The following is a 22,254-nucleotide window of genomic DNA, read 5'->3' as shown; positions in this document are numbered from 1 at the left end:
TCACGCCGCGAGAACCGGTGTTGACGGCGCGTGCGCTTCGCCCACGCCGGCCACGGCCTCGCACCACACGGCCCGCACGGACTTGCCGATGCCATGGGGCAGGACCGTCAGCGAGGAGGTCAGCTGCTCGGCGATGCCCCAGCCGAAACCGCCGCCGTTGCCGGGGTCCCCCGCGCGGGGAACGGGCCGGGCGCTGCTGTGGTCGTACACCTCGACGACGAGCGACCCGGCCGGGCAGCTCATCCGCAGCCGCCACCGGCCGTCGTCGGTGTGCCGCACCGCGTTCCCCAGCAGTTCGCTGACCACGAGCAGCACGTCGTCCGCGTCGGCCCACGGGCACCTGGCGCGCACGTACACGGCGGCGGCGCGGCGGGCTCGTGCGGTGTCCGCACGGGAGGAGCCGAGGACGAGCATGGGCGCAGCTCCTGTCCAGCGGGGAATCGGTGGGAATCGGACCGCCCCCTGCCCACAAGCCTCCCAGCCCACACCTGTCCCGCCCATCGGCATTTCGGCCGACCCGGCCCCCGCCACCCGGCCGGTGGGACGCTCGGGCCGACCGGCAGGTTCGGACCGCGGCGCAGAGCCGAACCGGGAGGAGGGGTTCCCGGTTCGGCTCGTGCTGGGGCAGCGACCCCCTACGCCCGCGGCTACTTGAGGGCGGCGAAGGCCTTGGTGAAGGCCAGGGGCTGCTGGAGGATCGAGCTGCACGTGGCGTCCGCGTACGGCACCGCACCCGAGGCGCACTGCTTGTCGCGGGTCGCGGACCACATCGCCAGGCGGCCGATGCCCCTCGACGCGGCGAAGTCCGCCAGCTGCGTCGCGTCCTCGACGGTGAAGACCTCGCTCGCGACGTCGTTCACGCCGATCATCGGGGTGACGGCCACCGCCTTCCAGGCCGCCGCGTCCGACAGGCCGAGGACGCCCTTGAGCTGCGCCTGCGTCGCCGTCGCGGCCTGGATCGCGTACTGGCCCATGTCCCCGCCGTACGCCGGCCCGTAGTCCATCGCCATGACGTTCACGGAGTCGACGCGCACGCCGTTGCTCTTCGCGTCGGCCAGCAGTGCCACACCCGGCTGGGTCAGGCCCTCGGGCATCACGGGGAGGGTGAACGCCACGTCCAGGCCCGGGTGCGACTTCTGCAGGCGGGCGATCGCCTGGGCCCGGCGGGAGTTGGCCGCCGTGTCCGGCAGGGCCGCGCCCTCGATGTCGAAGTCGACCTTCGTGAGCCGGTACTGGTCGACGACCTTGCCGTACGCGGCGGCCAGCTCGTCGACGGTGCCGCAGTTCAGGGCCAGTTCGCGCCCGGCGGCCCCGCCGAAGGAGACCCGGACGTCCCCGCCCTTCGCGCGCAGCGCGCCGATCTGGGAGGCGACCCGGTCGCTCGCGAGGTCCGTGACCCCGCCCCACAGCGGTGCGCAGCCGCCGCCCGCGGTGATGAAGGCGAGGTGGAACTCCTTCACCCCCGTCTTCGCCGCCGTGTCCAGCAGGTCGTAGGCGGGGTAGAGCGAGGTGTCCACGTACGGGGCGAAGCGGGCTCCGGACGCGGGGGAGCCGCCGCCGGTGGGCGGCGGGGTGGTGGGGGTCGTGGGGGCGGGGGTCGCGGTCCTCGTCGGCGCGGAGGAGGTGGTCGGCGCGGGTGCGGTCGGTGTCGAGGTGGCGGTGGGGCGGGTGGTGGGGCGTCCGCTGGGCTGGGCCGTCGCGCCCTGGTCCACCGAGCACTTCAGGCCGTTGATCAGGCAGCGGGTCGGATCCGCCGGGGCGCCGGTGCCACCGCCGCTCGCGACGAAGCCGACGGTGACCGAGGCGCCCGCCGCGAGCTCACGGTTCCAGTCCGCGGGCTTCACGGTGACACGGCGTCCCTCGACCGTGTGGGTGCCGTTCCAGAGGGAGTCGATCTTCGTTCCGGCGGGGAGGTCGAACTGGAGCGTCCAATCCGCCTGCGCCTGGCCGGTGTTGTTGGTGATGACGTACTGGCCGGTGTAACCGCCGCTCCACGAGCTGGACTTCGTGTACACCGCGCCGACGGAACTGGCCTGCGCGGTCCCGGTGAACGCGAACACCGCGCCCCCGATCACCGCCGCCGTGAGGACCGCTCCCGTGACCTTCGCCGTACGGCTCGTCCTGCGCCGGTGCCCGACTGTGCTGCCCATCGCGTGCCTGCCTTCGTGTTACCGGGGAGTTGGGGATGCGGCAGCACGCTAGCCGCCCCGAAACGGACATTCGTTCGTTTGGGGGCGGAGCCTTCGAGGCTTACGTTCCGCTTAAGGAAGGGGAAAGGGAGGGCCAAGGAAGCGCCGTTGTGCAGCGTTTCCACCTGGAGGGTTCCGGCTCCCCGCCGTCCGTGGCAATCCATGCAGATCCAGCTCGTGCTGCCTCATGTGGCTCACCGGCTGGCCCCCCGGGGCCGCCCCTCGTATGCGACGCGTCCGGGCGTGGCTGGACGTCTGTGCGCCTGAGACCTGGTGCACACTGCTGATATGGCCGCAGACGAGGCGCAGCTCAGCCCTCCTGAGTCGCTGTTGCAGTTGATCGACAATCTCGCGCGGTTCCATCGCGAGCACGAGGAGTACTACTCGCGGGCACCGTTGCGGCAGGCCGGCGATCTGCAGGAGAGGTCTCGGTCGCTGAAGACGCTGGCCGACCGTTGGAGCGTGGTCGGCGTGGGCGAGCCGGGGCCGGCGGCTGCGTTCGCCGGCACGGCGGACCTCAATGCCCCCGGGCTCGTCGCGGCGTCGGGGATCCTCTTCATGGAAGGGGAGGGCGAGCCGGTCGAACTGCAGCGGCTGAAGCGTGAGATCGGCCTGCTGGCGGATGACGTCGAGCAGACGGGTGCCTGGCTGGCCGGTGCGATGGAGCAGGCGTGGGAGATCGCGGGGGGCTTGGCCGCCTATCCCGCACTGGTCGACCTGCTCGGGGAGCGGCATCGGATCATCGCCAACGACTGGCAGTCGGCGGGCCTCCTGGCCCTGGTCGCACGGCTGCTTCGGCGCGCTCTTGACCTGCTGGCCCGCGTCGACTTCGCTCCCGCGGCGCTGCGGGTCGATCTGGGAGGCGAGCGGACGGCCCCCGCCTACCTGTATTCGGCCTCAGAGCTGCTGGACCGGGCGGCTGATCTGATGACGGAGTCGGCAACGCTGGTGCATGACAACGAGCGGCGCTGGCGTGTCTTCCGTGCCCGAGTTCGCACGTTGCAGTCCACGTGACAGGACCTCAGCAAGGATCCGGCGGTGCGGGTCGATCTCCGCGGGGCAGGAGTGATCACGGCGTACCGGCGGACGAACCTGCCCCCGCTGCACCTGCCCCCGCGGCACCTTGCCCCGTATGGAGACCGTCCCAGAGGTGATCCACCTCTCGGCGGTCCTTGGGTCCACACCCGGGCGGGGGGCAAGGCGCAGGGCGCCCCTCAGTGCGTGGCGTCGATGACGCAGAACCGGTTGCCCTCGGGGTCGGCCAGCACCACGAAATCGGGGTCCTCGGGGTAGGAGTCCCAGTCCACGGGCGAAGCCCCCAGCTCCACCAGCCGCTTCACCTGCGCCTCCTGCTCCGCCGCGTCCGCCGCGTACAGGTCGAGGTGGACGCGCGGCCGCTCCTGTACGGGCGACACGCTCCGCCCGAGCGCCAGGCCGGGCCCGCCGCCGTCGGCGGGGACCAGGACGGTCCACCGCTCGTCCACCTCGCCCCCGCGCGGTACGTACCCCAGCGCCCGGCACCAGAATTCCGCGGCGCGGCGCACGTCTTCGGCGCCCATGACGATCGTTCCGATGGTCAGCATGATCCGATTCTGGCAAACGCTACGGACGCGGGAGCCGGTCGAGCCGCTCGATCGCCACCATCGCGGCGTCGTCGCCGAGCGTGCTGCCGGTCACGTGGGCCAGCAGGTCGGCGCAGAGGTGGTCCAGGACGGCCTGCGGCCGCAGTCCGCTCCACGCGGCCACGCGTTCGGAGAGGGGGTAGAAGACCCCGGCCCGGTCACGCGCCTCCAGGACGCCGTCGGTGTACAGGAGCAGGACGTCGCCCACCCCGAAGGCGAAGGTCTGCGCGGCGACCGGGCCGTCCGCGAGCCCGGCGAGGCCGAGCGGCGGCGAGGGCCGGGCCACTTCGAGGGGAACGGGCCGCCCCTCGCGCAGCAGGAGCAGCGGCGGCGGATGGCCGCAGCTGACGAGGTGCAGCAACGGCTCGTCGTCCGGGATGTCCAGGACGGCCGCCGTCGTGAAGCCCTCGTCCTCCCCGGTCCTCGGACCCGCGCCCCCGTCCTCGCCGTCGTCCGGGGCCGTGCTGTCGAACAGGTCCGGGGCGACCGCGCCCTCCAGGTAGTCCACCAGCCGCCGCAGATCGGCCTCCTGGTGCGCGGCCGCCCGGAAGGCGCCGAGGACCAGCGCCGCCTCCCCGACCGCGTCCAGGCCCTTGCCGCGGACGTCTCCGATGATCAGCCGGGTGCTCGTGGCCGTGCGGGCGGCGGCGTACAGGTCGCCGCCGATCCGCGCCTCGGCGGCGGCGGCCAGGTAGACGGAGGCGACGCGGAGCGGGCCGATCCGCTCGCGCAGCGGTCTGAGCACCACCTGCTGGGCGGTCTCGGCGACGGAGCGCAGCTGCACCAGTTCCTTCTCGTGCTCCTCGCGCAGGTAGGCGAAGAGGGTCACGAACACCGAGATCATGATCAGGGCGATGGTCTGGAACGTGTGGTTCAGGTCGGTGAGGGTGGTGCGCACCGCCGAGACCACCACCTGCGCGATCACGGCGAGCAGGCCGACGAACGCCGTCATCCGGGGGCCGCGGAACGAGGCCGTCAGGGCGGGCGCGGCGACCAGGAACGGACCGAGGTGGACATCGGGCGGGGCCAGGATGTCGACCACGGTCACGGCGGCGATCAGTACGAACGGAACCGCGAGCTGTGCGTGGCGCACGCGCTCGGACCGTTGCCGAGGCGTGCCCTGCGGTCGGAGATCCATCCCACCTGCATACACCGCCGGACGGCCCGGATCCGCCACGCGAGGCCGTCGGGGCCACCCCTTCTCGCCCCTCGGGAGCCCGTGCGGGGCCGCCCGGTGCCCCTTTTCACGGCCGCTTCAGCGCCTGCCTCAGCGCCTGCTCTTCAGAGCACGCCTCAGCGCCTGCTCTTCAGCGGCTGCGCGGCTTCCCGCGCCTGGGGGTGGCCTTCCCGCCCTTGGAGCCGCCGGAGCCGCCCGCGCCGCCGGAGCCGCCGCGGGGATTCCTGCCGCCCGCCTTGCTCCCCGTCCTGCCGCCGGACTTCCCGGCCGCCGCCGCGGGGTTCCGCTTCGCCGCCCCGCCCGCTTCGGCCCGCTTGGCCTTCGGCTGGGGCGGCGTCGGGCCGCCACGGCCGCGCGTGCTGTTGACCGTACGGCCCCGGACGATGCCGATGAACTCCTCGACCAGATCGGGCGTGGTGTCCTCCTGCCGCCACGACAGCGCGACCCGCGACTCGGGCGCGTCCGTGACGGGCCGGTACGTGAGGTCCTTGCGGTGGTGGAGGCGGGCCAGGGACTGCGGGACGACGAGCACGCCGATCCCCGCGGCCACCAGCTCGATGGCGTCCGCCGTCGTGGCGGGGCGCTCGAACGCGGGCCGGCCGGGCAGCTTCTCCCAGTCGAGGGTGTCGTCGAGCGGGTGCAGCACGATCTCGTCGGCGAGGTCCGCGGTGGTGATCTCCTCGACCGCCGCCACCAGGTGGTCCTTGGGGATCACGACCACGGTGGTCTCGGTGTAGAGGGGGATGGCACTGAGATCCGTACGGTCGACCGGCAGCCGGACGAGACCCGCGTCGGCGCCGCCGCCGCGCAGCGCGCCGAACGACTCGGCGGGGGACACCTGGACCAGGGTCAGCGGGACGTCGGGCAGCCGCTCGTTCCAGATCCGTACCCACTTGGCGGGGGTCACGCCCGGTACATAGGCGAGACGGAACGAATGGGGTACTTCCGAGCCTGTCACCCCGCCAGGTTAACCGGTCGTGGTCGGAGGTAGCGCACACGCTCGATACCCTTGACACCATGACGTCGCACCAGAACACCCAGACGATGAAGCCCGCGACCGCGGCCAAGAAGCTGGGCGTGTACCTCGAGGCCACCCCCGCAGAGTTCCGGGAGGGTGTCGTCTCGCGCAGTGAATTGAGTGCGCTGCAGGCCGACCCGCCCCAGTGGCTTCAGGATCTGCGGCGCAACGGCCCGCACCCGCGCCCGGTGGTCGCGGCCAAGCTCGGCGTGTCCATCGCGGGCCTCGCCCGCGGCGGGGTCACCGAGGCCCTGACCACCGAGCAGATCGAGGCGCTGAAGCAGGAAGCCCCCGAGTGGCTCCAGCGCGAGCGCGCCACGCAGGCCGAGGTCCGCAAGGAGACGGTCCGCATCAAGGAGATGCACGCCGAGAAGGCGGCGAAGGCCGCTCAGAAGGCCGACAAGGCGGACGGTTCGCGCTCCTGACCGGCGCTCGCCGCCGACCCCTCCCGTCAGGCCCGGCCTCCCCTTGGGGAAGCCGGGCCTGACGGCTTCCACCCCTCCTGCCGCCATGTGCTCCGGAGGACGGCGAGCACGGCCGGGTGCCACGGTGACTCCTGATCCCGTGACGCCCCGGCCGCGCTCGCGACGCGTGCGGATCGCCCGGCCGCCGCCGCGACGGCGCCTCGATCCGCGGAACCGGACGGTCCGTACCCCTGTCACGGACCGGCGGTCCTCGTCCTGGTACGAGCCTAGGGGCGGCCCGCGCGCGGGTGTGTGCATCGCGCGCACGGACTGTTGATCATCCGTGCACCGGGGTTTGGCAGGGCCGCCCGTGCGGAGCGGCCGGAGTGGCGGCCCGGCGGCGGGTGGGGTCCGCTGGAGGGGTGAGCCCCTTCCCCGGCCGTGGCTGGTGGGCCGGACTCCCGCCCGCGGCGGGCGCCGCCGTCATGGCCACCGGCATCCTGTCCGTCGGCCTGCACCTGACAGGGCACGAGGCGCTGTCGCTCGCGGCGCTGGTCGTGGCGGCCGTGCTGTGGCTCGTCCTGGCCGTCGACTTCACGAGCCGCCTGCTGGGCGACCGCCGGCGGTTCCGCGCGGAGGCCGACACCCCGGCCGCGCTCACCGCCGTGGCCGCCACCACCGTGCTCGGTACCCGGATCTCCCTGCTCGGCCGGCAGACCACGGCCGCGGCCCTGCTCGCGCTGGCCGCCGTACTGTGGCCGGGGTTGCTGGTGCACGTCCTGCGGCACTGGCGCCGCCACATGCCGGGCGCGGCGTTCCTCGTCTGCGTGGCCACCCAGGGGCTGGCCGTCCTGGCCGCGACCCTCGCCGCCGCGGGCGGCCCCGTATGGCTGGACCAGGCGGCTCTCGCCCTCTTCCTGCTGGGGCTGCTGCTCTACGTGGCGGCCCTGCGCCGCTTCGACCCGGGCGAGGTGGCGGGCGGGGCGGGTGACCACTGGGTGGCGGGCGGGGCGCTGTCCATCTCCGCCCTCGCCGGATCCAAGCTCACCGCGGCGCCCGTGTGGACCGGCGCCGCGCACACGGCCCTGCGCGGCGTCACCCTGATCCTGCTTGCGCTGTCCCTGGCCTGGTACGTGGTCCTCCTCGGCGCGGAACTGCGCCATCCCCGGCACCGCTACGACATCCGGCGCTGGTCCACCGTCTTCCCCCTCGGCATGACGGCCACCGCCTGCCTCGCCGTGGCGGAACCCGCGGGGATTGCGTGGCTGCGCCCGGTGGGCGGGGTGCTCCTCTGGATCGCGGTGGGCGCCTGCGTGCTGACCTGCGCCGCCATGATCACTTCCCGTCGCCGACTCGAACGTCTGAACGGCCGAAGGTAGGGTGCGGGCATGGCGTACACGTTCCAGGTGACCATCGACTCTGCCGACCCCCACACGCTCGCGGACTGGTGGGCCGACGCCCTCGGCTGGGAAGTGGAGCAGACCGATGAGGAGTTCATCCGCAGCATGGTCGCCGCCGGCCACGCGAGCATGGAGGACACGGCGACCCACCGCGGCACCCTCGTCTGGAAGGCCGGAGCCGGGATCCGTCACCCCGAGGGGCTGGAGCGGGCGCCCCGGGTGCTCTTCCAGTTCGTGCCCGAGCCCAAGACGGTCAAGAACCGGGTGCACCTCGACGTCCGCACCGGCGAGGACGACCCGCAGGCCGTCGTGGAACGCCTCGTCGCCAAGGGCGCCGAGCGCCTCCACGAGGGTCGCCAGGGCCCCTCGGCGTGGACGACGCTCACCGACCCCGAGGGCAACGAACTCTGCATCTCCCACTGAGGCGGTCCCGAGGTGGTCCCGTGAACGTCCTCCTGTTCGGCGCGACCGGAATGTCTCCGGCGAGGGCACGGACAGCACCGAGTGCGGCCGGCTGATGTGGGCCCGGGTGAAGGGGAGGACCGAGAACGCCCTGAGGGAACTCCCCTTCCGCGCCTACGTGTTCAGCGCCGGCATCGTCCAGCCGGTGCGCGCAGTGCCCTCCGGGACCCGGCTCCACCGGCCCGCCGACATCAACCGCCTGGGCGCACGCGTGACCAGGCATAATTAAGTACCGGGCAGAACCTCCCGCGCGTCAGAATGACGCATCTCAAACCGGGAGGAACCCATGAGCCAGGAGATCCTGACTCTGCACGACCTGCTGCCCGCCCAGGCCCTCGGCCAGGCGATCGAGGCCGGCCACGTGACCCGCAAGACGCACCCCGAACTGCCGCTGTCCATCTACACCTACACGCGGACGGCGCAGTACGAACACGTCTGGAACCAGGTCACCACGCGCTGCCGCGGACTCGTCGCCGACGACACCACCGGCGCGATCGTCGCGCTGCCGCTGCCGAAGTTCTTCAACGTCAGCGAGCACGAATCGGGCAGGCCCTACGCGCCCGCCCTGCCGGACGAACCGTTCGAGGTGTACGACAAGGTCGACGGAAGCCTCGGCGTGGTCTTCCACTACGCGGGCCGCTGGCACGTGGCCTCCAAGGGATCCTTCATCAGCGCCCAGGCCGCCTGGGCCCAGCGACGGCTCGACGGCAAGGACACCTCGGCGCTGCGCCCCGGCGTCACCTACCTCGCAGAGATCCTCTACCCGGGCAACCGCATCGTCGTGGACTACGGCGACCGGCGCGACCTCGTGCTGCTCGCCGCCTTCGGCACCGACGGGGTCGAGGTCCCGCTCGCCGAGGCCGCGGCCCACTGGGAGGGCATCGGCTCGGTCGTCACCGTGTGGCCCGCCATGCCCCTCGACGAGCTGATGGCACTGACCGCCTCCAACACCCTGCCCGGCGGCGCCCCGGCGAGCGGTATCGACGCGGAGGGCTTCGTCCTGCGCTTCGCGTCCGGCGTACGGGCCAAGGCCAAGCTGTCCGAGTACGTACGGCTCCACCGGGTGCTCACCAAGGTCACCGAGCGGGACATCTGGCGCGCCCACGGCATCCAGCGGTTCGCCGGCCTGCCCGCCAAGCAGGTGGCGCAGGGCCTCGGCTGCACGGTCACCGAGATCGAGGCCTCGGGCGGCAAGCCGCTCGACGCGCTGCTCGACCAGGTGCCCGACGAGTTCGACACCTGGGTGCGCGAGATGATCGCGCGCTTCGAGGACGAGGCCGGGCGGCGCGAGCGCGCGGTGGACGAGGCCTACGAGGGACTGGCGCATCTCGCCGCGGACCGGGGAGCGTTCGCGCGGGCCGTCCGGGAACTGCCCGACCGTGCCATCCGCGCCGCGATGTTCCTGCGCCTGGACGGCAAGCCCACGGACCTGGTCGTCTGGCGGTTCGTCCGGCCCGAGGCCTCCGACCCCTTCACGAACGACGAGGAGAACTGACCCGTGTCCGAGGAGACACCCGTACCCGCAGCAGCAGCCGCAGCCCCTGCCGTCACCGACGTCGCCGGCCTCACCGCCGTCACCGACGCGGCCGCCGGGACTGCGGCCGAGGAGGACCGGCTGCCCGTCGTGCACGTCATGACCGGTCTCCCGGCCTCCGGCAAGACCACGGCCGCGCGCGCCCTGCAGGCCGAGGCGGGCGGGCGCATGCGCCGCGTCAACCTCGACGACCTGCGCAGCATGCTCGACCTGCCCGACCCCGAGCGCGGCCGCAGCTTCGCGCACGAGCAGACGGTCCTGGCGGTCCAGGACGCGGCCGTCCGCGCCGCGGTCGACGGCGGCTTCGACGTGGTCGTCGACAACACGCACCTGACCAAGCACATCCCCAAGCGGCTCAAGGCGGCGGTCGGCGGCCTCGCGACGTTCGTCGTGCACGACTTCACCGACGTCCCGCTGGAGGAGTGCCTGCGCCGGGACGCCGGCCGGGAACGCCGGGTCGGCGAGGAGATCATCCGCATACTGGCCGAGAAGCACGACAAGGCCCGCAAGGGCGGATGGCGCCTGACCTCGGAGTGGATGAACGGCGGTTCCGGCGGCGCCGCGGTGCCCCCGGTGACCGAGTACGTCCCCGACCCGTCGCTGCCCTCCGCCGTGATGTGCGACATCGACGGCACCCTCGCGCTGACCGGCGACCGGGGCCCGTACGACTTCACGCGCTGCGAGCTCGACCTGCTCAACGAGTCCGTCCGGCACGCCCTCGGAGCCTTCCGGCGGGCCGACGGCGACACCATCGTGCTGCTGTCGGGGCGCAGCGAGGAGTTCCGGCCGCAGACCGAGCGCTGGCTGGCACGGCACGAAGTCCCCTACGACGAACTGTGGATGCGCGCGTCGGGCGACCAGCGCCGCGACGACGTGGTGAAGTCGGAGCTGTTCGACGCGCACGTGCGCCACCGGTACGCGGTACGCGTGTCGCTCGACGACCGGGACCGGGTGGTCGCGGTCTGGCGCCGGATGGGCCTGCCCACCTGGCAGGTCAACTACGGCGACTTCTAGGCGCCGGAGCACGGAGCGCGGGGAGTGAAGATGGGCGTGCTGATCGTGGACGCGGCCAACGTCGTCGGCTCGGTGCCCGACGGCTGGTGGCGGGACCGGCGGGGCGCCGCCGAGCGACTGCGCGACCGGCTGGCCGCGCGCGACGCCGGCGAGGAGATCATCCTCGTCGTCGAAGGCGCGGCCCGGGGCGTCGAGTCCGTGCCCGGGGTACGGGTGGACCCGGCGCCCGGCAGCGGCGACGACCGGATCGTCGAACTGGCGGCGGCCTACGCGGACCGCGACTGCGTGGTGGTCACGGCCGACCGCGAACTGCGGGCCCGGGTGGCGGCGTACGGAGCGCGGTGCGTGGGGCCGCGCTCCGTACGCCCGCAGGACTGACCCGGGCCGGGCGGGCGGTTCAGCGGCAGTACTGCACCCAGCCGTGGTTCTCGACGTAGCGGGCGGAGACCCAGCGCTCCTCGCCGTACGCCTTGCGGTGGTCGGGGCGGGAGCCGTTCTGCCAGTCGGCCTGGTCCTTGCGGCCGTTCTCGGGCTTGCCGGTCTGCCAGTCGCCGCGCCCGGAGCCGCCGTTCTCCGGCGCGGCGTTCTCCTCGTCGTCACGCTCCGCCAGGCGGTACCAGATGCTGTTCCCGCCGACGCTCTCGCCGCGCTTCTTGCACCAGATCTCGACCTTGCTGTGCGGGCGCACCTCGCCGACGGCCCGGGAGTGCGTGGTCGGCTTGCTCCGGACCTTCAGCGGGCCCTTGGAGACGACCTTGCCGGTGGTGTGGCCCGCGATGCGGAACACGCCGTCGTCCGCGGCCGCGGCGCCCGCACCGACCAGGCCGAGCACCAGGCTTCCGGCGGCGAGGGCGAGGACGGTCCTGGTGGGCTTCAGCATGAGCGGGCTCCTCTGCGAAGACTTCCGCCCGGCCGCCGAGCGCGGCACGGGGCGGCAACCGGGCGGTTGCCACGGACGACTATGGCGAGGGCCGCGCGGGGCCTCCGGGTGCCGCACCGCCGATTAGCCCGATATGCCCAATCCGCGTCGGCCCCGTCCTGGGCCCGGAGGGACGGTGCCCACCGGGGACCGGCTCGGCCGCAGCCCGCCGGACTTCCGGATGCGGGTGGCGGCGGGCCGGGCCAGAGTGTGTGCCATGGGAATCGAAGACTACGGCGGCGGTCCCGGCGCGCACGAGACCGGCATCCTCGTCGTGACCACCAACGACGTCCCCGGATACCGGGTCGAGCAGGTCATCGGCGAGGTCTTCGGACTCACCGTGCGCTCCCGCCACCTGGGCAGCCAGATCGGCGCCGGCCTGAAGTCGATGATCGGCGGCGAGCTGAAGGGCCTCACGAAGACCCTCGTCGAGACGCGCAACCAGGCCATGGCACGGCTCATCGAACAGGCGAAGGCGCGGGGCGCGAACGGCGTGCTGATGATGCGGTTCGACGTCACCGACGCGGCCGACGTCGGGACCGAGGTGTGCGCGTACGGGACGGCCGTGGTTCTGGTCCCCGCCTCCGCCTGACGGTCACCAGGCGGGGGCGCCCCGACGCAGGCCCGGCCCCGGCCCCGGCGGCGCGGCGATGCACTGGAGCCCCCGCCGAGCACCGGGAACGCACACCCGGCCCCGGCGGCGCGGGCCGGGTCAACGGGTGGGGCTGGATGCTCGACGGACGGGTGCGCTCGGGCGGGACGGCGTACGGGACGGCGTACGGGCCGGCCGGAGGCCGAGGGCCAGGCCGGCGATCACCACGGCCAGGCCCAGCCACACCATCGCCCCCGGGACCCCGCCACCCGCACACACCCCGGCCCCCGCCGCCGCGACCGGCGCGACCCCGGTCAGCAGCCCGGCCCGCCCCGGGCCCACCGCGGCGACCGTGCGGTACCAGAGGACGAACGCCACCGCGGTGACCATGACCGCCAGATACCCCGAGGCCGCCCACTGCGTCCCGGTCACCGCGCCCGGTTCCCCGGCGTGCTCGCACGCCCCCGCGAGGCCCGCGAACATCAGCGCGCCCATCCACACCGCGTGCACCGAGACCCCCCACGGCCCGTGCCGCCGCAGCACCGGAACGGCGAGCAGCGTGAACGCGGCCTCGCAGCCCAGCGCCACCGCCGCCCACGCCACCCCGGCGGCGTCGGTCCGGCCCGTCCCCTCGACCAGGACCGCCCCCGCGACGACCACGGGAGCCGCGAGCAGCACCTGCCGGCTGGGCCGCCGCCCCTCCAGGAGCGGGCCGAGCAGGCCCAGCAGGATCGGCACGGAGGCCACCGCCACGGCGATCACGGCCGGTTCGGCGTGCGCGACCCCCCGCACCACGGCCACGTTGAACAGCACCAGGCCCGTCGCCGCGATCCCGGCCAGCCACAGCCACTCCCGGCCGCGCGGCCGCAGCACCGGCACCCGCGCCGCCCGGGCCAGTGCCAGGAGGAGCAGGGCCGCGCCCGCGTACCGGGCGGCCTGGAGGGTGAAGAGCGGGGCGCCGACGAGGGAGTGGGAGACGGTGACGCTGCTGCCGACCAGCGCCATGCCGGTGATCCCGGGAGCCAGGTCCCGGAAGGTGTTCTGGTTCATGCGGACCAGCCTGGCCCCACAATGGACCCATGAGCAGGTCCAAAGAGAGCGCGGTGCAGGGGTCCAGAACGGCGTCGGCCGGGGCGGACTTCCTCCAGCTCGACATAGGCGAGGCCCCGGCCGGCGGCCGGACCGACTGGCTCGCCGGCCGGCTCCGCGCAGCCATCGCCGACGGGACCCTCCCGGTCGGCAGCCGGCTCCCCGCCAGCCGGGTGCTCGCCGCCGAACTCCGCGTCTCGCGCGGGCTGGTCACCGAGGCCTACCAGCGGCTGGCCGAGACCGGCCAGGTGTCCGGCCGCGGCAGGGGAGGCACGGTCGTGGTCGCCGCACCGCCCCCGGCGGCCGTTCCCGTCCCCGCCCCGGAACGGCAGGGGTTCGTGGACGCGCTGCGCGCCGTGCCGTGCCGGATCGACCTCTCGCCGGGCGTCCCCGACCTCACCGCCTTTCCCCGCACCGCCTGGCTGCAGGCCGAGCGCCGGGTGCTCGCCTCCCTCACCCCGGCCGACTTCGGCTACGGCAACCCACAGGGCGCGCCCGCGCTGCGCGGCGCCGTCGCCGGGTGGCTGTCGCGCAACCGGGGCATCCGGGCCGATCCGGAGGAAGTGGTGATCGTAGGGGGCGTGGCCCAGGCCCTCGGGCTCCTCGCGCAGGTCCTGCGCGAGGACGGCGTACGGCGCGCCGCGGTGGAGGACCCCGGCTCCCTCGGGGCCCGGCAGCAGCTGGAGTACGGGCGGCTGGAGACCGTACCGGTACCCGTGGACGGGGCCGGGCTGGACGTGGCCGCCCTGCGCGCCGGCGGGGCCGGCGTCGTCCTGACGACCCCGGCGCACCAGTTCCCGACCGGGGTCGTCCTCGACGGCGGACGCCGCCGGGACCTGCTCGACTGGGCGGCCGCCGGGGGGCTGGTCATCGAGGACGACTACGACGCCGAACACCGCTACGACCGCGCCCCCGTCCCCGCGCTGCGCGCCCTGTGCCCGGAGGGCGTCTGCTACGCCGGGAGCGTCTCCAAGCTCCTCGCGCCCGCGCTGCGCCTCGGCTGGCTGCTGGTCCCGCCGCGGCTGCGCGACCGCGTGATCGAGGCCAAGCGGTACGCCGACCTCGGCAATCCGGTCCTCGCCCAGCTCGTCCTGGCCCGGCTGATGGAATCGGGCGAGCTGGAACGCCACCTGCGGTTCGTGCGGCGCCGCCACCGCCGCCGCCGGGACGCGATGCTCGGGGCCCTCGCCGACCGGCTGCCCGGCGCCAGGGTGCACGGAACGGCGGCCGGCCTGCACCTCATGGTCACCTTCGACGGCGCCCGCTTCGCGGACACCGACCTGGCCTCGGCGGCCCTGTCCCTCGGGGTCAAGGCCCATCCGCTGTCCTGGCACCGGATACGACCGGGCGCGCCGGGCCTGATCCTCGGCTACGCGGTCGGCTCCGTGAGCGAGATCGAAGAGGGCGTCGCCACGCTGGGCCGAGCCCTGGAGGACCTTTCGCGGACCGGTCGCGAACTTCTTCGGGAAAAGAAGCAACCTCCAGGGGGGTCGCGCGTCGTGCGGGGGTGAAGGGTGCGGTCCCGCGCCCTCGACCCGACCGTGGAGAACCACCGTGACGAACCTGAAGCGCGCCCCCCGAACCGCCGCCCGACCCGCCCGCCGAACCGCCCGGGCGGCCGTCACCGTTGCCGCCGCCGGGGCGGTCGTCGCCCTCGCCGGACCGGCCTTCGCCACGGGAGCCTCCGCCTCGCCGTCGCCCGCGCCCGCCTCCAGCGCCTCGCCGAGCGCCCCGCCGAAGGCGCCCTCCGGCACGGCGAAGCCGACCCCCTCGGTCAGCGTCCCGGGCAGCGCATCGCCGAGCGCGGCGCCCTCGGCGTCCGTGTCCGCCGTCCCGAGCGCCGTGACCGGCCCGGCCTCGACCGTCTCCCCCTCACCCGCCGCGTCCGGCGACGCGGAGCTCGCGCATACTGGCTCCTCCGCGACCACCACCGCCCTCGGCGCCGGGGCCGCCGCCCTCCTCGCCGCCGGAGCCGGAACCCTGTACGCCGTCCGGCGCCGCACCAACGGCTGAGGAAACCCGTGCTTCACCTCGTACCGACCGCCGGCCCCGCCATGCCCGTCCTCGACCGGGCGTGGCGGGGCCTGTGGGCGTTGCTGCGCCGCGAACGCTCCGCCCCGCCGGTCACCGCACCGGCGTACGGGCCCCCGTACACCTACGACTTCACCGGCCACGGCGACTCCGGGCAGCCGCCCACCGTGTCCGCGCTCTACCACGCCCACCGGTTGCGGATGGTACGGCTGGCCGTGCTGCTCGTGGACGACCCGGCCACCGCGGAGGACGTGGTCCAGGACGCCTTCACCGCCCTGTACCGCCGCCACGGCGAGCACATCGCGGAGGTCGACAACGCGCTCGGCTACCTGCGCACCGCCGTGGTCAACACCTCGCGCTCCGTACTGCGCCGCCGGCGCACCGCCCGGGCCTGGACCCCGCCCGCCCCGGCCGACGTGCCGTCCGCCGAGGCGTCCGTCGTGCTCGACGAGGCGCACCGCGAGGTGCTGGCCGCGCTCGGCCGGCTGAGCCCGCGCCGGCGCCAGGTCCTGGTACTGCGCTACTGGGCCGAGCTCAGCGAGGCGGAGATCGCCACCACCCTCGGGATCAGCCGGGGAGCGGTGAAGTCGAACGCGAGCCGCGGTCTGGACGCGCTGGAGCGGATCCTGGAGGGACGGATATGACGCCCACGACGCCGCCCACGACGCACGACGGCGAACGCCCCGTCGAGCGGCGGCTGCGGCAGGCCCTGGACGCACGCGCGGCCGAGGTCACCGTACGCACGCTCCGGCCCGCCGATCCGCCCGGGCCGCACCTGGCCGTCCCGCGGCTGCGGCGGCGCCTCACCTTCGCGCTGGCCGGGCTGGGGGTGGCTGCGGCCGCTCTGGCCGGGTACCTGGTCCTCGCCCCGGACGACGCACCGGTCCGCCCGGTGCCGCCGGCCGCGCCGCCCGAGCCGGTCCCGCCCTCGCCCTCGCCGTCGCCCTCGCTGTCGTCCCCGGGTTCGGCCACGCCGTCGCCGGGAGGGACGCGAGCGCCGAAGTCGCAGTCGCCGTCGGCGAGTTCGCCACCCACCCCGGGGGCCTCGGTGAGCCGGAGCGTCACGCCCTCGGGCTTCCCGAGCCCGGGCGGGAAGCCGCCCTCGCCGTCGGTCCCCGCCTCGCCGAGCCCGTCCTGACCCACGGGACACCGGGGCGCAGCGCGAGGTCCTGATCCAGCGCGTCATGCGCGAGGCCGGGGCGGCCGCCCCGGCTCAACGACCCGGGGACGGGGACCTCCCGCGCCGCGTGGGTGACGCAGGACGGCCCGCTGCCGGCAGCGAATGCACCAGGAGCGGGCCGGGCCGCCGGCGGGCGTACGCGACGGACCGCCGGCGAAGGGCCCGGCGCCGCGCGCCGACGCCGGCCGTCCCCGGCCGCCCCGGAGGCCGTCACACGGCGGGACGGGGCCGCGACCCGTGCCGAGTCGCCCCGGCCGGCGGACCCGCGGGTGCCGGCGCCGCGGGCCCGCGCCGCCTCGACGGCCGTGCGGGCGGCCCGCCCAACCCCGGCAGGGACTAGGGGTGTTGCGAAAGTCCCGCACGGCGCCCACGGCGCCCGGCACGCACTCTCGCCGCACCGGCCGAAGCCCCGAGTACGCCCAGTACGAGGACCTTCGCCCGGCACGCCGAGAGCACGCACCGGACACCGCGGGCACCGCACAGGACTTCCGCAACACCCCCTAAGCCGTACCCGCGCCCCGGACCGCGGCCACCAGCGGGGCCAGTTCCGGAGTGAGCGCGGCCTGGTCCAGGGCCTCGCGCAGGGCCGCGTCGTTCGTGGGCCGGGCCTCGGCCAGCAGGGCCAGGCCCGACTCGCTGACGTCGGTGTAGATGCCCCGGCGGTCGGTGTCGCAGATGTAGCGGGCGAGCAGTCCGCGGTCCTCCAGCCGGGTCACCAGCCGGGTCGTCGCGCTCTGGCTGAGCACCACCGCGTCCGCGACCTGCTTCATCTGGAGGTGTCCGCCCGGGCCGGAGTGCTGCCGGCTCAGCACGTCCAGCAGGGAGTACTCGCGCACGCTGAGCCCGTGCCCCGCCTGCAGCGCCCGCTCGATGTGCGACTCGATGCGCCCGTGCAGGAGGGAGAGGGCGCACCAGCCCTGGGCGAGGGTGGCCGGTGCGCTGTCCATGGCCGTCATGCCCCCAGGATAGGCGAGAACCGCAATAGCCCGCGCTTGCAAATATCCCGCGTCTGCAATTAATGTGGACGCACGTAAGCCGCGCAAGCAATCTCCCCTGAAGGGGCTCCCCTCATGCCACTCGCCCTCCTCGCCCTCGCCATCGGGGCCTTCGGGATCGGCACCACCGAATTCGTGATCATGGGCCTGCTGCCCGAGGTCGCCGCCGACTACGGCGTCTCCATCCCCACCGCGGGCTTCCTGGTCACCGGCTACGCCCTGGGCGTCGTCCTCGGCGCCCCGCTGATGACCGTCCTCGGCACCCGCGTCCCCCGCAAGCGCATGCTGATGCTGCTGATGGGTCTGTTCATCGCGGGCAACGTGCTCTCCGCGCTCGCCCCCGCCTTCGGCGCCATGCTCGCCGGCCGGGTCGTCGCCTCCCTCGCGCACGGGGCCTTCTTCGGCATCGGAGCGGTCGTCGCGGCCGAACTCGTCGCCCCGGAGAAGAAGGCCGGCGCCATCGCGATGATGTTCACCGGCCTCACGGTGGCCAACGTCGTCGGGGTCCCGCTCGGCACCCTCGTCGGACAGACCGCCGGCTGGCGCCTCACCTTCCTGATCGTCGCCGCCCTGGGCGTCCTCGGCCTGCTCGGCATCGCCCGCCTCGTGCCCGACCTGCCCCGGCCGCAGGGCGTGCCGATCCGCCACGAGCTGGCCGCCTTCCGCAACGTCCAGGTGCTCCTCGCGATGGCCATGACCGTCCTCGGCTTCGGCGGGGTCTTCGCGGCGATCACCTACATCACCCCGATGATGACCGAGGTCGCCGGATTCGCCGACACCTCCGTCACCTGGCTGCTCGTCCTCTTCGGCCTGGGCATGGTCGCGGGCAACCTCGTCGGCGGCCGGTTCGCCGACCGCGCGCTGATGCCGATGCTGTACGCGACCCTGGGCGCGCTCGCCGTCGTACTGGCCCTGTTCACCCTCACCGCGCAGACCAAGGCGGGCGCGGCCGTCACCGTCGTCCTCATCGGCGCCCTCGGCTTCGCCACCGTCCCGCCGCTCCAGAAGAGGGTCCTCGACCAGGCCTCCGGGGCACCCACCCTGGCCTCCGCCGTCAACATCGGCGCCTTCAACCTCGGCAACGCCCTCGCCGCCTGGCTCGGCGGCCTGGTCATCGCCGCCGGCCTCGGCTGGACCGCGCCGAACTGGGTCGGCGCCGCCCTCGCCGCCTCCGCGCTCGTGCTCGCCCTCGTCTCCGGAGCCCTGGAGCGCCGTACGGCGGCCCGGCCCGGCCGGATCATCGCCTCGGGGAGCCCCGAACCCGCCCGCGCCGCAGCCCGCCGCTGAGCCCCACCGGTCGCGCTCCCGCGTCCCCCGTGCCAGGTTGGTACGGGGAGACACGGGAGCATGATGCGCAATCCGAGGCGGCACAGGAGGGTCCACGCCATCGCGACGGCAACCGCCGCCGCGCTGGTCACGCTCGCCGTGCCCGGTTGTACGGCCGCCTCCGACAACGCCCGCGCCCCGGCCGCCCCCTCCGCCCCGACCCGGGAGCCGGGCACCGCCACCACACCGCCCGACGGCAGTACCGAGCCTGCCTCCGAGGCGGCCCCCACCCCCTCGCCGACCCGCACGTACCCCCTCTCCACGGCCCCGCAGACCATCCCGGCCGTACGGGAGCACGTTCCCGCCCGCGGCCCCGGCTGGAAGCCCGCCCCCGGCTCACGGGTGGTCGTCCCGGCGGACGACAAGGCGGCCCTCTCCGACGAGGGCAGACTGCTCGCCGGTGAACTCGGCATCGGCTACGCCGAGTCGGCGGCGCCGCGCACCGGGGACGTGGAACTCTCCCTCGGCGACGCGGCGTCGGGGGCGCCCGAGTCCTACACCCTCACCGTGAAGGACGGCCGCGTCCACGTCACCGGCCGCGACGAGGCAGGGGTGTTCTACGGCACCCGCACCCTCAAGCAGGCGGTCAAGACGGCCGGTTCGGCCCCCGAGGGCACCGTGCGCGACGCTCCCGCCAAGCCGCAGCGCGGGCTCAACCTGGACATCGCGCGCAAGTACTTCACGCCCGACTGGATCAAGGCCCGGCTGCGGGAGATGGCCGACCTCAAGCTCAACCAGCTCGGCCTGCACTTCTCCGACGACCAGGCCTTCCGGATCGAATCCACCAGCCACCCCGAGATCGTGTCCACCCCGCACCTCACCAAGGCCCAGGTGCGCGACATCAACGCCCTCGCCGCCCGGCTGCACATCACCGTCGTGCCGGAGATCGACTCGCCCGGGCACCTCGGCGCGGTCATACGCGCCCACCCCGGGCTGCAACTGCACGACGTACAGGGCCGGGCGGTCAAGGGCGCGGTGGACATATCCGACCCGGCGGCGGCGAAGCTCGTCGACGAACTGCTGCGCGAGTACCTGCCTCTCTTCCCCGGCGGGGCCTGGCACCTGGGCGCCGACGAGTACCAGGCACTCGTCTACCGCGACCCGCAGGCCTCCTTCCCGCAGCTGGCCACCGCCGCACGGCAGCGGTACGGGGCGAACGCCCGGGTCCAGGACCTGGCGACGGGCTGGCTCAACGACCGGGCAGCCGTCGTCCGCCCCTCGGGCAAGGCGCTGAAGGCCTGGAACGACGGTTTCTTCACGGGCGGGGTGACCACCGCCGCCAAGGACCTCCAGGCCGAGTACTGGACGGGCAAGGAGATCGGCGCCCGCCCGCCGCTGGAGTACCTGCGCGAGGGCCGCAAGGTCGTGAACCTCAACGACGAGTACCTGTACTACGTGCTGGGCGAGCCGAACCAGTTCACCTACCCCACCGGCCGCCGCATCTACGAGCAGTGGACCCCGCTCGTCCTGCGCGGCACCACAGCCGTCCCGGCCTCGTACGCGCCGCAGATCCTTGGCGCGCGGCTCGCCGTCTGGTGCGATCTCTCCGGCGCCCAGACCCCGGCCCAGGTGGCTGCGGGCATCCGGCTGCCGCTGGCCGCGCTCTCCCAGAAGGTGTGGGACGCGCGCACGCCCGCCCTCCCCTGGACCGGGTTCGAGGCCCTCGCCGACCGCCTCTGAGGCAGGCCCGGATCCCCGGTCCGCAACGGACGGATGCCGGACCGGTGACGATCGTGATCAGGCCATCGTCATGACCGGAACCCGCACGCTAGGTTGACCCGACACTTCGACCAGGCAGAGGGAGACCACCATGCGAGCGGTACGCGGCCCGCGCAGGAGCCCGGGGCGTGCGGCACTGGCCGCCGTGGCGGTGAGCGCGGCGCTGGCCCTGACGGCCTGCGGCCCTGCGGCCGGGAAGGCCGGTCCCGCCGCCTCGGCCGGGTCCGCCGGGCCGGCCGGATCCCCGGCCCCCGCAGCCCCCTCCACCGGGGCGAAGGCCCCGGCGCCCTCGGCGTCGAAGTCCGCCGCGAAGTCCGCCGTGAAGCCCGCCGCCACGAAGAAGCCGGCCTCCCCGGCGCCGGACGCGACCTGCGACCACAAGATGCCGATCGCGCCCGACCTGATCGCGGTGAACCGCTACACGCCGGAGGGCGGCTCGCACAACCTGATCGTCCGGTACGGGAACTGGAGCTGCGGCACGCCGGCTGACGGCGCGTACTTCGACGCGGTCGGCAAGGAGGTCTTCGTCCCGATCGCGGAGACCGCCGAGATCACGGCCACCGCGCCGATCGTCGAGGGCTCGGCATCGAAGAAGATCACGCTCCAGCAGCTGATCGACTGGGTCACCGCCCACCCCGACTCGGGCCGCCCGTTCCAGTACCACCTGGGCGCCGACGGCGCGATCGACACCCTCGACGAGGTCTACCTGCCGTAGTCCTAGGGCCAGATGGAGTCGACCCACTCCGGGTGGTCGACGAACGGGTTCCGGTTGTGCTGGTACGTGTCGTAGATGACCTGGTTGCGGCGCTGCTCGAAGGCGTCCGGCGGGTCCATCCGGTTCCACTGCTTCAGCACGCTGATCCGGCCGAACAGCGGCGCCGTGCCGTTGTTGACCCTGTCGTTCATCTCCAGGTCGGCGAAACCGTCGCCGCCGTCGTAGCGCACGGCCATGTAGAGCAGCATCCGCGCGACGTCGCCCTTGACGGCGTCGCGCGGCTCGAAGGAGTCGCCGTCGGTGAAGCTGCCCGGGGCCTCGGCGACCGGGCTGCCGCCCATGTCGAAGTCCTTGTTGCCGCGGGTGCTGTTGACCGTGACGTCCTCGGGGCGCAGGTGGTGCAGGTCGGTGCCCGGGCCGGTGGCGGTGCCGAAGTCCCCGTGGCTCTTGGCCCAGACGTGCTCGCGGTTCCAGTCGTTCACCCCGCCGCCGTTGGTGGACTTCGACTGGGAGCGGCCGGAGTAGACGAGGATGACGTTGTTCGGGTTCGCCGGGTCCTGGTCGGTGACCTTCAGCGCGTTCCACACGCCGTCGTAGCTCACCTTCGACTGCACCTTGATGATGTCGTGCAGGGCCGTCTTCAGCGCGGCGCCGGACTTGCCCTCGGCGGCGGCGTAGTACGCGTCCACGGAGACGGAAGGGCTCGCGGCCGTGGCGGCGGCCGTCCGGTCCTGGCCGGCGGAGGCGGCCGCCGGTATCGCGATCAGGGTGGCCACGGCGAGGCCACAGGCCCAGGGGGTCAGCCGGGAGAATCTCATGACGTGGGGGTTCCTCTCCACAAACACCGCCCCCGCCCTGGGTGTTGGCG

The 22,254-nt window shown here is 74.0% G+C and carries 25 protein-coding genes; 16 read left to right on the top strand and 9 right to left on the bottom strand.

Annotation, left to right across the window (positions count from 1 at the left end):
* Entirely contained in the window at positions 1-414 is a 414-nt protein-coding gene (locus ACZ6Y1_RS01170; RefSeq protein ID WP_469620573.1) for an ATP-binding protein, read from the bottom strand.
* Positions 415-647: 233 nt separating this feature from the next.
* Positions 648-2,150: a glycoside hydrolase family 18 protein gene (locus tag ACZ6Y1_RS01165; RefSeq protein ID WP_469620570.1), complete on the bottom strand. Its 1,503-nt coding sequence runs from the start codon at positions 2,148-2,150 to the stop codon at positions 648-650.
* Positions 2,151-2,477: 327 nt separating this feature from the next.
* Here ACZ6Y1_RS01165 and ACZ6Y1_RS01160 point away from each other — a divergent pair, with 327 nt between their 5' ends.
* Positions 2,478-3,203, top strand: coding sequence for a hypothetical protein (locus tag ACZ6Y1_RS01160; RefSeq protein WP_469620567.1), 726 nt, complete (start codon positions 2,478-2,480; stop codon positions 3,201-3,203).
* 200 nt (positions 3,204-3,403) lie between these two features.
* Here ACZ6Y1_RS01160 and ACZ6Y1_RS01155 read toward each other — a convergent pair whose 3' ends face one another.
* The 3 genes from ACZ6Y1_RS01155 to ACZ6Y1_RS01145 all read right to left on the bottom strand — a co-directional run bounded on the left by ACZ6Y1_RS01155 (position 3,404) and on the right by ACZ6Y1_RS01145 (position 5,946).
* Complete coding sequence (locus ACZ6Y1_RS01155) at positions 3,404-3,772, bottom strand: VOC family protein (RefSeq protein ID WP_469620563.1); 369 nt, start codon at positions 3,770-3,772, stop codon at positions 3,404-3,406.
* A 19-nt stretch (positions 3,773-3,791) separates the two neighbouring features.
* A complete protein-coding gene (locus ACZ6Y1_RS01150) occupies positions 3,792-4,949 on the bottom strand; it encodes a PP2C family protein-serine/threonine phosphatase (RefSeq protein ID WP_469620560.1) in 1,158 nt (385 codons plus the stop codon).
* A 169-nt stretch (positions 4,950-5,118) separates the two neighbouring features.
* On the bottom strand, positions 5,119-5,946 hold the full coding sequence (locus ACZ6Y1_RS01145; protein WP_469620558.1) for a LysR family substrate-binding domain-containing protein: 828 nt from the start codon (positions 5,944-5,946) through the stop codon (positions 5,119-5,121).
* A gap of 59 nt (positions 5,947-6,005) precedes the next feature.
* On the opposite strand from ACZ6Y1_RS01145, the gene ACZ6Y1_RS01140 reads away from it, so the two are divergent.
* From ACZ6Y1_RS01140 to ACZ6Y1_RS01110, 7 genes are all read left to right on the top strand, one after another.
* Positions 6,006-6,431, top strand: a complete 426-nt coding sequence (locus ACZ6Y1_RS01140; RefSeq protein WP_469620553.1) for a DUF5997 family protein — start codon at positions 6,006-6,008, stop codon at positions 6,429-6,431.
* 401 nt (positions 6,432-6,832) lie between these two features.
* On the top strand, positions 6,833-7,789 hold the full coding sequence (locus tag ACZ6Y1_RS01135; RefSeq protein WP_469620550.1) for a tellurite resistance/C4-dicarboxylate transporter family protein: 957 nt from the start codon (positions 6,833-6,835) through the stop codon (positions 7,787-7,789).
* A 9-nt stretch (positions 7,790-7,798) separates the two neighbouring features.
* Complete coding sequence (locus ACZ6Y1_RS01130) at positions 7,799-8,233, top strand: VOC family protein (RefSeq protein WP_469620547.1); 435 nt, start codon at positions 7,799-7,801, stop codon at positions 8,231-8,233.
* Between the two features lie 106 nt (positions 8,234-8,339).
* Positions 8,340-8,501: a hypothetical protein gene (locus ACZ6Y1_RS01125; protein WP_469620544.1), complete on the top strand. Its 162-nt coding sequence runs from the start codon at positions 8,340-8,342 to the stop codon at positions 8,499-8,501.
* A gap of 57 nt (positions 8,502-8,558) precedes the next feature.
* On the top strand, positions 8,559-9,767 hold the full coding sequence (locus ACZ6Y1_RS01120) for an RNA ligase (protein WP_469620540.1): 1,209 nt from the start codon (positions 8,559-8,561) through the stop codon (positions 9,765-9,767).
* Positions 9,768-9,770: 3 nt separating this feature from the next.
* Entirely contained in the window at positions 9,771-10,820 is a 1,050-nt protein-coding gene (locus ACZ6Y1_RS01115) for a phosphatase domain-containing protein (protein ID WP_469620537.1), read from the top strand.
* A gap of 30 nt (positions 10,821-10,850) precedes the next feature.
* Entirely contained in the window at positions 10,851-11,198 is a 348-nt protein-coding gene (locus ACZ6Y1_RS01110) for an NYN domain-containing protein (protein WP_469620534.1), read from the top strand.
* Positions 11,199-11,217: 19 nt separating this feature from the next.
* Here the strand turns inward: ACZ6Y1_RS01110 and ACZ6Y1_RS01105 are convergent, their stop codons facing one another.
* Entirely contained in the window at positions 11,218-11,700 is a 483-nt protein-coding gene (locus ACZ6Y1_RS01105; RefSeq protein WP_469620532.1) for a hypothetical protein, read from the bottom strand.
* A 256-nt stretch (positions 11,701-11,956) separates the two neighbouring features.
* On the opposite strand from ACZ6Y1_RS01105, the gene ACZ6Y1_RS01100 reads away from it, so the two are divergent.
* Positions 11,957-12,331 carry a YbjQ family protein gene (locus ACZ6Y1_RS01100; protein ID WP_469620529.1) on the top strand — a complete coding sequence of 125 codons (375 nt, stop codon included), beginning with the start codon at positions 11,957-11,959 and terminating at the stop codon, positions 12,329-12,331.
* A 120-nt stretch (positions 12,332-12,451) separates the two neighbouring features.
* Here ACZ6Y1_RS01100 and ACZ6Y1_RS01095 read toward each other — a convergent pair whose 3' ends face one another.
* On the bottom strand, positions 12,452-13,381 hold the full coding sequence (locus tag ACZ6Y1_RS01095) for an EamA family transporter (RefSeq protein ID WP_469620526.1): 930 nt from the start codon (positions 13,379-13,381) through the stop codon (positions 12,452-12,454).
* A gap of 29 nt (positions 13,382-13,410) precedes the next feature.
* Here ACZ6Y1_RS01095 and pdxR point away from each other — a divergent pair, with 29 nt between their 5' ends.
* Genes pdxR through ACZ6Y1_RS01075 form a run of 4 tightly spaced genes read left to right on the top strand, consistent with a single transcriptional unit; the run spans position 13,411 to position 16,589 of the window.
* On the top strand, positions 13,411-14,931 hold the full coding sequence (pdxR, locus tag ACZ6Y1_RS01090; protein WP_469620522.1) for a MocR-like pyridoxine biosynthesis transcription factor PdxR: 1,521 nt from the start codon (positions 13,411-13,413) through the stop codon (positions 14,929-14,931).
* Between the two features lie 43 nt (positions 14,932-14,974).
* Positions 14,975-15,433 (top strand): LAETG motif-containing sortase-dependent surface protein, encoded by a 459-nt coding sequence (locus ACZ6Y1_RS01085; protein ID WP_469620520.1) that lies wholly within the window; start codon positions 14,975-14,977, stop codon positions 15,431-15,433.
* A gap of 41 nt (positions 15,434-15,474) precedes the next feature.
* On the top strand, positions 15,475-16,095 hold the full coding sequence (locus ACZ6Y1_RS01080) for an RNA polymerase sigma factor (protein WP_469621694.1): 621 nt from the start codon (positions 15,475-15,477) through the stop codon (positions 16,093-16,095).
* Positions 16,092-16,589 (top strand): hypothetical protein, encoded by a 498-nt coding sequence (locus ACZ6Y1_RS01075; RefSeq protein ID WP_469620518.1) that lies wholly within the window; start codon positions 16,092-16,094, stop codon positions 16,587-16,589. Before ACZ6Y1_RS01080 ends, ACZ6Y1_RS01075 begins: the two co-directional genes overlap by 4 nt.
* Before the next feature lie 542 nt (positions 16,590-17,131).
* Here ACZ6Y1_RS01075 and ACZ6Y1_RS01070 read toward each other — a convergent pair.
* Positions 17,132-17,587, bottom strand: coding sequence for a MarR family winged helix-turn-helix transcriptional regulator (locus ACZ6Y1_RS01070; protein ID WP_469620514.1), 456 nt, complete (start codon positions 17,585-17,587; stop codon positions 17,132-17,134).
* Positions 17,588-17,701: 114 nt separating this feature from the next.
* Here ACZ6Y1_RS01070 and ACZ6Y1_RS01065 point away from each other — a divergent pair, with 114 nt between their 5' ends.
* The 3 genes from ACZ6Y1_RS01065 to ACZ6Y1_RS01055 all read left to right on the top strand — a co-directional run bounded on the left by ACZ6Y1_RS01065 (position 17,702) and on the right by ACZ6Y1_RS01055 (position 21,386).
* A complete protein-coding gene (locus ACZ6Y1_RS01065; RefSeq protein ID WP_469620511.1) occupies positions 17,702-18,913 on the top strand; it encodes an MFS transporter in 1,212 nt (403 codons plus the stop codon).
* Positions 18,914-18,973: 60 nt separating this feature from the next.
* Complete coding sequence (locus tag ACZ6Y1_RS01060) at positions 18,974-20,632, top strand: family 20 glycosylhydrolase (protein ID WP_469620508.1); 1,659 nt, start codon at positions 18,974-18,976, stop codon at positions 20,630-20,632.
* A gap of 130 nt (positions 20,633-20,762) precedes the next feature.
* Positions 20,763-21,386 (top strand): hypothetical protein, encoded by a 624-nt coding sequence (locus ACZ6Y1_RS01055; RefSeq protein WP_469620504.1) that lies wholly within the window; start codon positions 20,763-20,765, stop codon positions 21,384-21,386.
* A 2-nt stretch (positions 21,387-21,388) separates the two neighbouring features.
* Here ACZ6Y1_RS01055 and ACZ6Y1_RS01050 read toward each other — a convergent pair whose 3' ends face one another.
* Positions 21,389-22,204, bottom strand: a complete 816-nt coding sequence (locus tag ACZ6Y1_RS01050) for an endonuclease I family protein (RefSeq protein WP_469620501.1) — start codon at positions 22,202-22,204, stop codon at positions 21,389-21,391.
* Positions 22,205-22,254: the final 50 nt, after the last annotated feature.

The organism is Streptomyces sp. NPDC053432 (assembly GCF_055585365.1).
This window is presented reverse-complemented; position numbering and strand designations above follow the sequence as displayed.